The organism is Paracoccus sp. NBH48 (assembly GCF_015390265.1).
GTDB lineage: Bacteria > Pseudomonadota > Alphaproteobacteria > Rhodobacterales > Rhodobacteraceae > Paracoccus > Paracoccus marcusii.
The window spans coordinates 1-12,887 of sequence record NZ_VUOJ01000011.1 but is presented as its reverse complement, the minus strand read 5'-3'; the positions used below and the strand labels follow the sequence as shown (position 1 = coordinate 12,887).

The 12,887-nt window shown below is 55.4% G+C and carries 19 protein-coding genes and 2 pseudogenes; 18 read left to right on the top strand and 3 right to left on the bottom strand.

What is annotated here, in order from left to right; genetic code table 11:
• Nucleotides 1–70 precede the first annotated feature (70 nt).
• Nucleotides 71–199 (bottom strand): annotated as a pseudogene (locus F1642_RS16135) (MFS transporter); the annotation flags it as partial.
• Between the two features lie 497 nt (nt 200–696).
• Nucleotides 697–1,323, bottom strand: a complete 627-nt coding sequence (locus F1642_RS13865; RefSeq protein ID WP_194886494.1) for an autoinducer binding domain-containing protein — start codon at nt 1,321–1,323, stop codon at nt 697–699.
• A 130-nt stretch (nt 1,324–1,453) separates the two neighbouring features.
• Between F1642_RS13865 and F1642_RS13860 the strand changes: the two genes are divergently transcribed.
• The 18 genes and pseudogenes from F1642_RS13860 (at nt 1,454) to F1642_RS13775 (ending at nt 12,622) form a co-directional block, all read left to right on the top strand.
• Nucleotides 1,454–1,708 carry a hypothetical protein gene (locus F1642_RS13860; protein ID WP_148923758.1) on the top strand — a complete coding sequence of 85 codons (255 nt, stop codon included), beginning with the start codon at nt 1,454–1,456 and terminating at the stop codon, nt 1,706–1,708.
• Nucleotides 1,674–2,303, top strand: a complete 630-nt coding sequence (locus F1642_RS13855) for an acyl-homoserine-lactone synthase (RefSeq protein ID WP_194886493.1) — start codon at nt 1,674–1,676, stop codon at nt 2,301–2,303. Before F1642_RS13860 ends, F1642_RS13855 begins: the two co-directional genes overlap by 35 nt.
• 769 nt (nt 2,304–3,072) lie before the next feature.
• Nucleotides 3,073–3,574, top strand: a pseudogene (locus F1642_RS13850) (lytic transglycosylase domain-containing protein).
• An 18-nt stretch (nt 3,575–3,592) separates the two neighbouring features.
• Nucleotides 3,593–3,868: a TrbC/VirB2 family protein gene (locus tag F1642_RS13845; RefSeq protein ID WP_370582889.1), complete on the top strand. Its 276-nt coding sequence runs from the start codon at nt 3,593–3,595 to the stop codon at nt 3,866–3,868.
• The gene (locus F1642_RS16615; RefSeq protein ID WP_370582880.1) at nt 3,868–4,146 is read left to right on the top strand and encodes a VirB3 family type IV secretion system protein; all 279 of its coding nucleotides are present in this window, start codon (nt 3,868–3,870) and stop codon (nt 4,144–4,146) included. The genes F1642_RS13845 and F1642_RS16615 overlap by 1 nt, the downstream gene beginning before the upstream one ends.
• Nucleotides 4,136–5,578 carry a hypothetical protein gene (locus tag F1642_RS13835; RefSeq protein ID WP_194886490.1) on the top strand — a complete coding sequence of 481 codons (1,443 nt, stop codon included), beginning with the start codon at nt 4,136–4,138 and terminating at the stop codon, nt 5,576–5,578. The genes F1642_RS16615 and F1642_RS13835 overlap by 11 nt, the downstream gene beginning before the upstream one ends.
• Nucleotides 5,550–5,909: a hypothetical protein gene (locus tag F1642_RS13830; RefSeq protein ID WP_194886489.1), complete on the top strand. Its 360-nt coding sequence runs from the start codon at nt 5,550–5,552 to the stop codon at nt 5,907–5,909. Before F1642_RS13835 ends, F1642_RS13830 begins: the two co-directional genes overlap by 29 nt.
• Complete coding sequence (locus F1642_RS13825) at nt 5,882–6,751, top strand: hypothetical protein (RefSeq protein ID WP_194886488.1); 870 nt, start codon at nt 5,882–5,884, stop codon at nt 6,749–6,751. Before F1642_RS13830 ends, F1642_RS13825 begins: the two co-directional genes overlap by 28 nt.
• Nucleotides 6,735–7,097 (top strand): hypothetical protein, encoded by a 363-nt coding sequence (locus F1642_RS13820; RefSeq protein ID WP_194886487.1) that lies wholly within the window; start codon nt 6,735–6,737, stop codon nt 7,095–7,097. The genes F1642_RS13825 and F1642_RS13820 overlap by 17 nt, the downstream gene beginning before the upstream one ends.
• Nucleotides 7,054–7,860 (top strand): lytic transglycosylase domain-containing protein, encoded by an 807-nt coding sequence (locus F1642_RS13815; RefSeq protein ID WP_194886486.1) that lies wholly within the window; start codon nt 7,054–7,056, stop codon nt 7,858–7,860. Before F1642_RS13820 ends, F1642_RS13815 begins: the two co-directional genes overlap by 44 nt.
• A 43-nt stretch (nt 7,861–7,903) precedes the next feature.
• A complete protein-coding gene (locus F1642_RS16060; RefSeq protein ID WP_255522465.1) occupies nt 7,904–8,326 on the top strand; it encodes a type IV secretion system protein in 423 nt (140 codons plus the stop codon).
• 46 nt (nt 8,327–8,372) lie between these two features.
• The gene (locus F1642_RS16055) at nt 8,373–8,708 is read left to right on the top strand and encodes a type IV secretion system protein (protein WP_255522464.1); all 336 of its coding nucleotides are present in this window, start codon (nt 8,373–8,375) and stop codon (nt 8,706–8,708) included.
• Nucleotides 8,708–8,980 (top strand): VirB8/TrbF family protein, encoded by a 273-nt coding sequence (locus F1642_RS13805; protein ID WP_194886485.1) that lies wholly within the window; start codon nt 8,708–8,710, stop codon nt 8,978–8,980. Before F1642_RS16055 ends, F1642_RS13805 begins: the two co-directional genes overlap by 1 nt.
• A 116-nt stretch (nt 8,981–9,096) precedes the next feature.
• Nucleotides 9,097–9,363 carry a type IV secretion system protein gene (locus F1642_RS13800; RefSeq protein WP_194886484.1) on the top strand — a complete coding sequence of 89 codons (267 nt, stop codon included), beginning with the start codon at nt 9,097–9,099 and terminating at the stop codon, nt 9,361–9,363.
• 199 nt (nt 9,364–9,562) lie between these two features.
• The gene (locus tag F1642_RS13795) at nt 9,563–10,135 is read left to right on the top strand and encodes a TrbG/VirB9 family P-type conjugative transfer protein (RefSeq protein ID WP_255522463.1); all 573 of its coding nucleotides are present in this window, start codon (nt 9,563–9,565) and stop codon (nt 10,133–10,135) included.
• A 1,140-nt stretch (nt 10,136–11,275) separates the two neighbouring features.
• On the top strand, nt 11,276–11,626 hold the full coding sequence (locus F1642_RS13790) for a TrbI/VirB10 family protein (RefSeq protein WP_370582888.1): 351 nt from the start codon (nt 11,276–11,278) through the stop codon (nt 11,624–11,626).
• A gap of 124 nt (nt 11,627–11,750) precedes the next feature.
• A complete protein-coding gene (locus tag F1642_RS13785) occupies nt 11,751–12,068 on the top strand; it encodes a hypothetical protein (protein ID WP_194886608.1) in 318 nt (105 codons plus the stop codon).
• Nucleotides 12,069–12,241: 173 nt separating this feature from the next.
• Nucleotides 12,242–12,622 (top strand): ATPase, T2SS/T4P/T4SS family, encoded by a 381-nt coding sequence (locus tag F1642_RS13775; RefSeq protein WP_194886481.1) that lies wholly within the window; start codon nt 12,242–12,244, stop codon nt 12,620–12,622.
• A 19-nt stretch (nt 12,623–12,641) separates the two neighbouring features.
• Here the strand turns inward: F1642_RS13775 and F1642_RS15060 are convergent.
• The coding region (locus F1642_RS15060; RefSeq protein ID WP_206692778.1) for a hypothetical protein at nt 12,642–12,887 on the bottom strand (246 nt) is incomplete at its 5' end.

Here is a 12,887-nt window from a genome sequence, read left to right as displayed (position 1 = left end):
TCTGCCTTATCAAAATGTATCATGCTCATACCTCATTCGTGCTTATCCAGACACGAGGCTGTAGGTTATCAAGCGTACCCCGCACCAGCATGACCGAGTTGACCAGGACCATGGCCGCCGCCGCGGCGGCCATGGTCAGCGCCAGCAATCCGCGCAGACGGGGCGTGGCCAGATGAATGCGGATGCCCCCTGAGATGCGACGTCACGGGGGAGATCCTCGATCTGAAAACACCAATAAATCATGGCTTGTCGCATTTCAGAATAGACCCCCCCGCGTCACCAAGAAATTTTATAAGCTATGTTATGCATCGGGAACCGTTCGGCGCAGCTGGGGATTGGCATCGTTCATCACAGTGCCAACCTTTGCCATGCAGTACGTCATCTACGATCCACACCGCCGCGGCTTCTGGAAAAGTCCCACGAAGGTAGTGCTGACCCCGGACAAGGCAAAGGTATGGGGTCAGCTTTCAGCCGCTATCGCACAGGCATCAATTGCCAACCGCAGCCGCAATGTGCCGGATCACCAAGTGCCGAGCCCACACCATTGCGATTTACCAAACTTCGTGGTTCGTGGATATGACGACTGTTGGATGTGTATGGAGACCCATAGTGCGCCTCCACGTCACTTTCTGAGCTGAGGCTAGCGCAATGCCTTCCCCTACCCTTCCCATCACTCACGACTAATCCTGCTAGATTTCAGATAATGCCCATCTGAGCGGCGCGTGCGACTGCGCTGACGGAGTTGGGTGCCCGGAGTTTGACCTGCGCCGTAGATAGTCGCTGTCGCAATGCCGACCGGCTGATGTGCAGGGTCTCAGCGGCATCATCTTGGTTGGCTCCCCCCTTGATCGAGGCCAGCGCGTCGATCTCGCCCTGGGTCAGCCCAATGGATTTCCAATAGCTCGTGAAAAGGCTTGCCCACGCCTTTACACGGCCCATGAGCAAATCCATCTCAGCGTCAGTCAGCTCTCGGTCGTTTCGAGCGATGGAAAGGAATGACCGTTTGCCTTTCACCACTTCGACAAATGTTGCGCCGTAGACAAGACCATGGGTGGCTGCGTCAGCCATCACGCCCCGTAGATCGGGAAGGCTGCACTCTGACCAGCGGATCATTCCTGTGCGGGCCATGGTCCAAACGGTCATGGGATCGCCGAAAAAGTAGTTCTCCTGTTCGTACTTTTTTGTCCAAGCGTCGGAATATCGGTTGAGGCAGAAATCAGGTTTTCCAAATTTTAGGCCAAGGCCGAGGATGAAACCTCCGTTGCCGATCCGTTCGAGGACAGCAAGTTCATCTTCATGATTCGGGATCACGAGTTCAATCATTTTAAGCCTGTCAAGAAAAAAATGCGTTTTGCACTAATCAACTGACCAAAAGGACATGTTGGTGTCAATGGTTAATTTCACGTCGTAAGTGATGCTCAAGCAAACCGGCGAAATGCCATAGGAGGGACAGATGACCGACTTAACCGCCAAGGTGCGCCCGAGGGGCGTGGTTATCTCCGCCGAGGCAAACTTCACCGTCGATATGGCCCAAAACCTGCTGTCGATGTTTGACCATATGCAGGAAGGCCAAGAGATCACCGTGAAGTTTTCGAACAAGGGCGTGTGGGCCGTCACACCCGAAGGCATCCGCCTATTCATCGGCTCAACGGAAGTTTTCGAGGTGGGTACCAATGGTCAAGATGCAGCCAAGCCGCATGTTCAGTGACGCATCACGCGACGGCTATCAGGTCGAGGTTATCCGTTGCCCGGAGGACCTGGACAGGTGGCACCTGGTCAACGAATACCTAAAGCTGCGTAAGCAGATTTTCGTAGATCGTTTGGAATGGCCCCTGTTCCATGCCGAAGATCTGGAGTTCGAACAGTACGACTCCTTCAATACGATCTATGTTGTTGCCACGTTGAACGGCCTTGTAGTCGGAGGGGCACGGCTTCGCCGTACTGACCAGATTAGTGGGACCGGCCAAATCCAGTATAGCTACATGATCCGCGACGCCTGCTTGGGCGTGCTGCCCGGTTTGCCGCAGGAGCTGTGCCACGCGGTCCCGCCGATGAATGAGAAAGTCTGGGAGATTACCCGCATGGTAGTCACCGGGTCGCGCGACGTGTCCAGGATGATCCTTGCTAAGATCAACACGTTCTTGGGCGAGGAAGGCGCTGAGACGGTCCTGTTCCTTGGATCGCCCGCATTTCAGCGAATGGCAAACTCGCTGTCGTGGCCCGTCAAGCAACTAGGCCCCGTCGCCAGCAACTCCGAAGGATCGTTCCAAGTCTTTGAGTGCCCGGTGCGCGAACTGGCCTAAACAATTCAACAATGTTAAACAAACAATTCATTTATTGTTGACGCATGTTGAATGGTTTGGTACTCAGATGGTGATCTAGTTAAAACCAGCTAGTGCGAGCAACCCAACATAGTGCAGTAAGGCACCTGTCGATGAGCAGGAGCCACCAATGAGTCTAGTCATACCGCCAGTGATACTCAGCGAGGAAGTTACGCAAGTCGTAGATGAGGGCGGATCGGTAATCGTCATATGCCAAGAAAGCGTTTCCAAGAAAGGAACAGCAGTAGTTGGCAAGTGGATATACGAGGTCTTATCGGCCGATAAAAAATCCCGCCGGTTATTGGTCTATAAAGTCAGAAACAAACCAGAAACATCGCTCACTGTGTCGGGCGTTGCGTCAAAACTTATGCTCTGGGGTTTCCCCGGATTGATAATGCCAATGCAAAAGGGGCAGGCTTTTGAACTATTTAAAGATGGCCGCTATACGGCAGATTGGAGGTCCGACACTTAAGGCGAATGCGTCTCTTGGACAGGCCATTCTTCGTATGGCCTCAATTCCCTCTTTTACCAGTACAGCCCCTAATGCCTGTCTATTCCAGCCTACGGCAAAGAGGCTTTTTCCAAAGCTAGGACGAATCAGCGCCGCCCTAATCGCGCCATTGGTGTCCTTGTATCGTCGATAATCCTGTCTCACGCCTTCACCGCCTCTGCCGACGTGTTGGTTATAGGCGAGGGCGGCTTTGTAAACTATGACCAGGGCAACAGCCTTGTTGTCTTCGGCCAAAAGCCCTTGGAACCTGTTGCGGATGTTCCGGCTGAAAGCATGTCTTTCATCGCCCCCCGCGTTCTCCTCCCACGGGCAGACATTCTTGATGCCATTCACCAGACTGGTTTTAAGTACGCTAGTGATCGGGCAGTAGCTCAAGCGGGATTGTCGGCAACCGAATGGGTTTGCGCTGTTCCGCTCGAACATTCAAATCGAAAGTGCGTTCAATCCTAATGCCCGTTCTCATGTCGGGGCAATTGGGCTGGGCCAGCTTATGCCGGGAACTGCCGCAGATTTGGGCGTTGATCCCCACGATATACACCAGAATTTGGACGGATCGGCACGCTATCTATTAGCGATGCTCCGCCAATTCGGCTCCAGCGAACTTGCACTAGCTGCATATAACGCGGGTCCGGATGCAGTCGAACGGCATGGGGGTATCCCGCCGTATCGAGAAACACAGGGTCACGTGCGCAAAGTGATGGCTGTGTTTAACGAAACCCCTCCCCTAATTAGGAGAAGCTAACTATGAACCGGGAATTTAATCGCACTGGCTGCGGTTACGGCTGTGCTATGGTCGCAACCTGCCTTTGCTCAAGAGATTGATTTGAGTGCAGTCGATTCACTGCTCAACTCGATCCTCACTGCGCTTACCGGTGTGACGGGTCGAACTGTCATGACAATCGTTGCGGTATTCGTCCTTATCGGCGGCGCGTTCAACTTCATTGATTGGGGGCGTGTTTTCACCCTGCTCCTTATCATCGTCGTGATTGGCGTTGTTCCGACTGTGATTCAGTCGATCTGGGGCGGCACCGCATAATGATGGAACGGACCCCCTTTTATATTGCGCTGACGCAATCTTCAAAGCTGTTCGGATTACCCTATGGCTTCGCGTTACCTTTTATGGGGGGGACCGTTCTCCCGCTAATTTGGTCTGTGAGCGTATTCACAATCTTTTGGTGCATTCTTGTTTACGGGCTTTGCCGTTGGGCAGCGGAGAAGGATGAAAAAGTGGTCGATGTTCTTCTGATCGGATCGCGTGTCGTTCCGGGAACCAGAACCCGCAAGATGTTCGGGGGTGACAGCTATGGCGCTTGATCTATCTGCGATTGCCGCAAATATCGTTGCCCAACGAAACCTGATTAAAAATGGCTTTATGCACGTCCCCTACGTGACGTTGGTGAATGACCATACGGTTCGTCTCCGCGACAACTCGTTTATGACCTGCATTCGTGTCGAGGGGCTGAATGCAGCTACGACACCGGATAAAGATCTGGACAGCATGAAGCGGGCCTTCGCCGGTGTCCTGGCGCAAATGGGCCCGAATTTCACGGTTTATACCCACAAAATTAGCCGTAAGGTTGATCTGACCGAGGGTCTTGAACCCCTCAAGGGCAATGATTTTTCCTCTGCTGTAGACAAGCGGTGGCGGGATGGTCTTGCGTCTAGCGAGCTGCGCGATAGCAGGCTTACCATTTCGATTGTCCGGACAGGTCGTCTCAAGAAAACGGCTGGCCTGTTTAGCCGTGCCAGCAGCCTTATCGAAGGTGCTGGCGATGCAAAAGATTTGGAGCTTCTTGAAGAAGTATGCCGGTTCATGCGGTCGGCTATTGGCGGAAACGCGACCCGTATTCTGACTGCCTCGTCTGGGGAACTGCTTGGCTTCCTGGGGTCGGTCCAGACTGCGGATGAACGACCCATCTATCCAAGCGGCGCACTGACAGTCGTTGCCGACGATGTGCTGTCTGATCGTGTCACGTTCACCAAAGACGGCTTCGAGCTGACCGATGGTTCTTTGGGTGATCGGTATGGACAAATCCGTGCGCTCAAAACCTATCCGCCTCAATCATGGGTCACGATCTTCGATGATTTCGCACTGCCGTGCGATTACGTCATCAGCCAAAGCTTCTCGCCTATGGGTAATAATGCTGCGGCAGACCTGATCGAGCGCAAGCGGCGGATCATGTCGTCTACGGCAGACGTTCGGGCCAATGCCAGTGAAGCCCTCGGCGCATTGCATGAAAGCGTCTTGGTTCAGGACGTCTCTTTAGGTTATCATCAGCTATCAATATCCATCGTGGATCGCAGCGAGGCGCGCGTTCGCGAAGTAATGTCCGAACTGGAAGGCGTTGCAACCAATGCGGGGGCAAGGCTGGTCAAGGATAGCTTTGTCAAACGCGCCCACTATTTCGCTCAGTTTCCGGGAAACATGGCGGCTCGGTCCCGGCTGAACGTTATCACAAATGTACATTTTGCCGACTATTCGTCCCTTCATCGGACGCCGCTCGGAAAAACCGGCGATGTGCTTCCGTGGAAAACTCCCGTAGCCGTCTTTCCGACTGCGCATGGGTCGTCCTATAGGTTCAGCTTCCATCGGCGCGGATCGGGCCAAGGTGAGCCGCCTGCAGGTCATACGCTCGTCCTGGGGGAAACCGGCTCCGGTAAAACCGTTCTGGCATCCTTCCTCTTGTCGCAAGCTCAACGCGCCGACACGCGGATTTTTGTTTTTCGATTATCGCCACGGCCTTGAAATGGTCACGCGGGCGATGGGGGGCAGATATTCGACCATCGAAAGCGGTATGCCGACTGGCCTGAACCCGCTGTGGGTCGAAACTGACGAAGAAGGAACGGCATGGCTGACTGATTGGCTGGCTAATATCTTGTCGCCGAATGAAGAACTGTCGTCCCTTCAAACCCGCGCAATCCTCGAAAACGTCCGCCGCAATGCTGCCGCCGCCCCCTCGTTGCGGAAATGGGACATTTTCGCAAAGCAGTTTGCCTCCACTGATGATGACGGGCACGTGCAAGCCCGCGTTGCGGAATGGGCAAAAGGGTGGCCGGTTCGGTTGGGTGTTCGGTGAAAACCCTTGAGGATACATTTTCGCTGGATGGGAATGTCGTCGGCTTCGATCTCACGCAGATCTTGGATGCGCAGTCTGACCGTGAGCGTACCGCTGTCCTGAGCTATATCTTCCGCAGGATCGAACGCCAGATGCGCGACCGTACCCGCACAATCGTTCTCATTGATGAAGCGTGGAAGGCAATCGACAACCCCTATTTTGCAACGGTGATCGAGGGGTGGCTTGCAACGCTTCGCAAGCAGAATGCGGTTGTCGTCATGCTGACTCAGAACGCATCGCAGTTGGCGCGTTCCAAGGTCGGTGATCGCGTGTTCTCGTTCTTCCCAACGCAAATTCTGTTTCCTGATGGGAAGTCTTCTTACGAGGATTATCAGGCTTTGCGGCTCAATGCTGCTGAGCTGGATATTGTCACATCGCGTTCCGCCGGGCGTAATTTCCTGCTCCGCGATGATGAAAACTCGGTCGTCCTCGATGCCGACCTGTCGTCCCTTGGCGACTACCTTCACATCCTTGGCGGTGGCTCGGCCGGACTTTCGGTAGCAGGCCCAGACTTCCGTGAAACCCCTGATTTTTGGAGAAAAAGCGAAATGATGAAATCCGTGTTCTTGGTCGTCGGTATTCTGACTATCGCTGGCTGCACTTCGACGCAGGAGCGTGAAGCGCGGTGTAAGTGCTTCACAAGCAGCGGTGCCCCTAGCGGAAGGTGCGACTTTCAACCGCTGCCTGGGCAAACGGCGGTGTTCTCTTTTGCTGCCACGTCGCCGGATGCAGCAACCAACGCCCAAACGCGGGCGATGGCTGAAGGTATCAAAGAGGAGCTGTGCGGTGACCAGGCGCATTAAATCCCCTGCATGCGGGATCGGTGCGGCAATCGTAGCTGTCCTGCTTGGATCGTCCGCCATGGCTCAGGGTGTCCCTGTTGTCGATGGGCAGAGCTTTGCAGAGCGCCTGCGCGGGTATCTTCATCTTGAACATGATGAAGATACCCAAGTCGAAAAAGCGACAAACCGCGCTGAAATCCGGGACTTCGAAAATCAGCAGCTCGAAAGCCTCGACCGCATGATTGAGGCGTTTAGCTCGGTATCCACTTTCCAGACCGCGTTCATGGGCGGGAACTCGGACATGGCAGGCGTTGAAGAAGTCTATGGACCTCTTGCGAACCCTGCGGGGCCGATTTGTTTTTGGTGATGCGCGAGAGAACATTGAAGAAATCATAATTCGCGGATCGCAGGATACTTACAACCTCCCCGGTGTTGCCGCTGCGGGCCTAACCCCCCTGCAATGGCGGTGCCTGATGCAAGCCCTGATATGGCAGGAAAGCCGTTTTCAGGTAGGTGCAAGATCGCCTGCCGCTGCTTTCGGACTGACCCAAATCATCCCCGGCACTGCCCGCGATTTGGGTATCTATCCTGCCTATTACGACGATCCATACATTCAGGTCGTTGGTGGCGCTCGGTATCTTGCGGCACAGCTCCAACGCTTCGATGGCAATATCATCTTTGCATTGGGGGCCTATAACGCTGGCCCAGGTCGGATCGAAGAATACGGTGGTGTCCCGCCTTTCGCAGAGACACAGCACTACGTTCAGGTGATCCCTGAGAAATATAATAGTTACTTGCGCACAATTGGCGGTGTCGAGGCTCAAGGCACAATTGATCCCGCCCTATATGCGGTTTCCGGCGCAAGTCTCATGTCTGCCGGGTCTTTGCATCATGCAGAGTATTCGATGAACAACGCGCAGATGGCGCTAATTCGTGTTCGCAATCTCGTTGCGCAAATCAGAAACACGACTGACCCAAAAGACGCCTACGATTTGAACACGATGATGCGGGCTGAACTAACCCTCATTCTCAATGCCCGGATCGGAAACCAAAGCTGCGCGAACGCAATCCGAATATGCCCAACAGGCATCGCGCCTCGCTCAGCAAAGAGAAGCCATGTCCTTCTTTGATTTCACCCAACCTGACCTCTGATTGGATAGCGTGATGAATACAATGAAACTCCTGAGAGCCGCATTTACCTCGGCATCGCTGTCTTTGGTCTTATTCCCGGCATCGGTGCTTTCCACACCCACGGTCGCCAATGCGCAGGGTGTTCCTGTTATCGACTCGCGCAATCTGTTGCAGCAGTTGGAAACGTTTCAGCAGATGCTTGTGGATATGGGTTTGCAGGAAGAACAGATCGCCATGCTCGTTGAGCAGATCGAGCTGATGGACCAGCATTTGTCGAAACTGGGTGACATTGAAAACCTTCTCAGCAACCCGACTGATATTCTTGAACTTGCCTTGGGCACTGACCTGGACGGCATTCTCGAAGGCGAATTTGACGCGGATATGCTCGGCACACTCATGCAGGGTGCAAGAGGCGACTGGTCTGGTCTGCAAGGTGCAGGCGCAGAGGCGTTCAGGGGCGTGTAGCGGCGGCACTATCTGGCGGCGGCACCTCGCAAGAGCAAATACGGCAATGGCAACCTCGGGTGTCCCTGAGGCTGAACGCAACGCGGCTGCAACGACGACAGGGGCCGCTACATCGGCGGCAGCAGAAGTCGCCTACGCCGAGGCCGGACAGTCCGTCCAGCGCGTCGGTGTTCTCGTGGCAGAAATTCAGAACATGGACAGCCTCAAGGCGTCGGTCGATCACAACACCCGCGTCACCGCTGAACTGGCAATCGCCATGGCAGCGATGTGGCAGCTTGAATCAGTCCAGACCATGAATGTCGGAATGACCGGGGTGCTGGATGCAGCAACGCTTGCCGACATTGAAAAATTCACCGACTTCACACAACCGGATTTCGACTAATGGCCGATAACGATAAAAGCATCCTTGAGGCAGAAGTCATCTACGGCGCAATGCAGCGCGAAAGACTGTGGAAGATCGCGTTCGCAGGCATGACCGCCGCCGCCATTGTTTCCGTCTGTTCTTCGGCTGCGGTCATGATCTGGCATCAGCCCCCCGCCCCAATCGTGGTACCGTTTGATCCTGAAACTGGAATGGCGGTGCCCAATGCGGCGATCGGGTCCGTCAGCCTCAATGAACGTTCTGCGGTCGTACAGTCGCTCGTCTATCAGTAACGTGATCGACCGCGAGTCCTATAACCAGATCGACAACGATGTTCGTATAAATCGTGCGCTTTCGAGGACATTGGGCGCGGCGCGGACTGGTCTGGTCGAACTTTGGGATTCTGGCAGTGAACGCTATCTGCCGACCCGGTACGGCGACAGAACCGCAGGTCGATGTGGTCGTAACCGGCATCAACCTTCTTGGCGATGATCGTGTCCAGGTTCGTATGCGAAAGCGGCTGACGAACCCTGATGGGTCCAACACCGGCAACTTCACAGCAGTCATCGGCTTCGACTTCGCAACTGAGCAGGAAAAGACACTCGAAGCCGTATGGCAAAATCCATTGGGCTTCACGGTAACCGACTACCAGCTGTATCAGGACAGGAGAGATTGATGCGTACCGGGATACTTTGCTGCGCGCTGATTGCCTGCCTTGGTACGGCAGCTTTCGGTGAAGCCACGCCGCCGCGTGGGTCTCATGATGGACGTGTCCGCGTCACACCGCACGTCGATGGTCAGGTCTATTCCATCAACGTGACCCTGACCCGTGCCACCACGGTCGAGTTTGAGGAAGGGGAACGGATTCGTGTCGATTGTGGGCAGGTGATACGTCTGCGTTCCAGTTTCAGTCGATACCGGGGGACCGGGTTTTCGCGATCAAGCCAACGGCCAGTGATGTTGAAACCAACGTGACGGTTCTACACGGATCGGCGGAGTTACTATTTCAGCGTCAAAGAGACTGCCACCCCGTTCTATGTTGTCCGCTTCTCCTATCCTGCACGGGCACGTCAACAAGCCGGGACGACGCCGGTTCGGACAGCGCGAATACCAACTATGGCGTCAGCGCCAGCAGCGAAATCACCCCAACCGCAATCTGGGATGATGGTGCATTCACGTATTTCAGATTCCGCGAAAATTCGCCCGTTCCCGCTGTCTTCAAGGTGACGGGCGGGCGTGAGCGCAGCGTCAACTCTCAAAGCATGGATGGCCGGATTGTTCGCGTCAGCGGCACATCGCAGCAATGGGCACTGCGCCTCGGCAATCAGGAAATCTGTATTGTGGAGCTTTTTCCAATGACCGATGAAAGCAACGATCTGCGCAGCAGAATGGCCGAAATCGAAGGTAAAGGCGCAACCGCGCCCTCCGATAAGCCTGCCGAAACCTGATGCTAAGGATGAAGCAGTCTGCGCAGCAGGATGGCTGACATTGAAGGTAAGGCAACATCATCCGGGAAGCGAGGATCAGCCGCAAAGTCTGCCGGACTGGCGGCGGCGGCGTTGGTTTTGGGCATTGGTGGATATGCTGTCTATAATTCCGTCTCGCAACCTTCACAGCCAGCCGTCGCAATCCCTACGAGCAATGTTCAGGATTTTCCTGAGGACAGATCGGCATCTGACAGTCTGGACTGCCAGATGCACCCGACCCGATCTTCATTGATCGACCTGTCGTTACGACACAGACAGACAGTGCGACGCTGGCCCGTCTGGCCGACCTGGAGACAGAGCTGGCGGCGGCTCGGGCTTTGGTTGCGGAGCGGGAAAATGAAACGGAGCAAGAAAGGGTTCTTCGTGAAGAACTCGAACGTGAGCGGGACCGGTTCGCGTCCGACATTGCGACCCTCCGCAGCACGGCTGAGAATGACCAGGAACGCGCCCGTGCCATTGAGGAACAGCTTCAAGCCTCATTGACCGGGATGCGCGAGGCAAATTGCCGCGAACCAACGTGACCTGGCTGCCGCGCAGACCAAGGCACAGCAAGATCTTCTGGAGCAGTCGGAGAACTTTCAGCAGCAGCTAAACGAGGCGCGGGCAGTTGACCCCTTGGAGCAAGAGCGCCTTCGAGCTGAAACCCTACGGCTTGAGGAGGAGGCGCGTGAGCGCGACAGACAGGCGCAGCTAGAGCTAGACAACCGGGCACGGCTTGAGGAACTTCGGGGCTGAACGGGCAGCGTTGGAGCGCGAGCGCGCGCAATCGGCCCTTGTGGCCGTGAACAACAGCGGCGCGTCGGAAGCCGGCGCGGCTGAGGGCCGTCCAACTTAGCGCAAACGAGTCCTTCGTTCAGCGGGTTGTCGAACCGGTCCCGGTCGCGCGGGCAAACACAGATCACAGCGCCACAAGCCACAGTCCCGCAAGGTACGATCATTCAGGCGTCTCTTGAAACGGCAGTGGACAGCACCCTGCCCGGACCAATCCGGGGTGTGGTGTCGAGGACGTTCACAGCATGGATGGATCGGCGGTCCTTATACCGGGCGGATCAAAAGTCTTTGGCGAGTACAGCAGCGGCATCGAGCTAGGGCAGGAAACGCATTCTGATCGTGTGGACGCGGATTCTCACGCCTAGCAACCGTTCGGTCAACATTGCCTCCTACGGCGCCGACCAGTTGGGCCGGAGCGGTACGGGCGGTGCAGTTGATACACGTTTCGGAAAACGATTTGGCGGTGCGGCTGCGATCTCGATTATCGGGGCAGGTCCAGCGATTGCCGCTAACAAACTAGAGGACGATGACGTTTCCACGGTGGTTCAAGGCGTGGGCGACGATTTCTCGTCTGCAACGGACACGGCAATCGGATCGTACATCAATCTGCCGCCGACCATCCATGTTCGCCAAGGGACATCGGTAACGATCATCGTTGATCGCGATTTGGAGATCTTCTGATGGATGAAAGCTATGTCGATAAGGCATTCGGTCGGCTGCGTGATCTTCTGAATGACGATCTTGTTGAAGTTTGCGTAAATCCTGACGGTCAGGTTTTGGTATGAGAAACGTGGGGGATGCCTCGATGAAGCTGTCCCCATCAAACTGTCAAATGAAGAAGTCAGGGATGCCGGGATGCAGATTGCAGCCGAAGGCGATATTCGCATCTCTGAAAAGCATCCCGTGGGCAGTGTTTCGATCAACTACCCGCGATTGGCTTATCCGGGCGCAGATGATCCAGCACCCCGTTGTTCGCGGCGGGGATGCACTGGCGATGCGTTTCTTCAAATCAGATACTGAAATGTTTGAGCCTGCCTATCTTGGCGACGGGCCGGAAAGCGCAAGTGCGGCAAGGCGAGAGCCTGACAAACCGTGTCTGGGGGCCTGGCCGAAGGCAACTTGATCGACGCGCTGACAATGTGCGTCAGGGAAAAGCTGAATGTTGTTGTCAGTGGCGGGACCAGCTCGGGGAAAACGTCGATAGCACGCTGGCTCGTGGCCAAGTCGATAACAGCGAACGCATCCTCACTATCGAGGACGTGCCTGACCTGATGCCACGCCCAGCCCAACAAGGTGATGATGGTATCAAACCGCAACGATCCCTTCCGTAGTCCTGACGTGCTACTTCAGTCGTCATTGAGAATGCGACCTGACCGGATCATCCTATCCGAAGTCACAGGGGCTGATGCCTATACATTCCTGAAAGCGATCAACACGGGGCATGGCGGCTCGATCACGACCATACATGCTGAAACGGCGGAGCTAGCTGTGGAGCGCATGGCGCAGACCGCGTTGGAGGCCGATGGAAAGATGACCTATCAGGACATGATTTCCTATGTGGTACGCTCTATCGACGTGGTTATTCATGTCGGAAAGCGCGACGGAAAGCGCGGTGTGCTAGAGGTATTCCTGCCAAGCCGATACGACGCGCAAACGGAGACGGTCGATGAATCATGATAACGTTGTTGGGCTTTCCCTAGCTCTTACTATCGCCCTCGCGGGCCATCCCGCGGTCGCCCAGACCAATGAAGGCGCCGGGACTGACGCGAGCGTGGAAAGCGCGCACGTTGATCCAGAATTGCGTGATCGTAAGCGATGCCTGAACCACCCTGGCCGTCCGCAATGGATGATTGACCAGCCACTCGGATTTGAGTGGCGGCTTGAACTCGGCCGGAATTTCGCAGTGCTGAAAGAGCAAGGGCAGTCTCATCGAATGAGACAT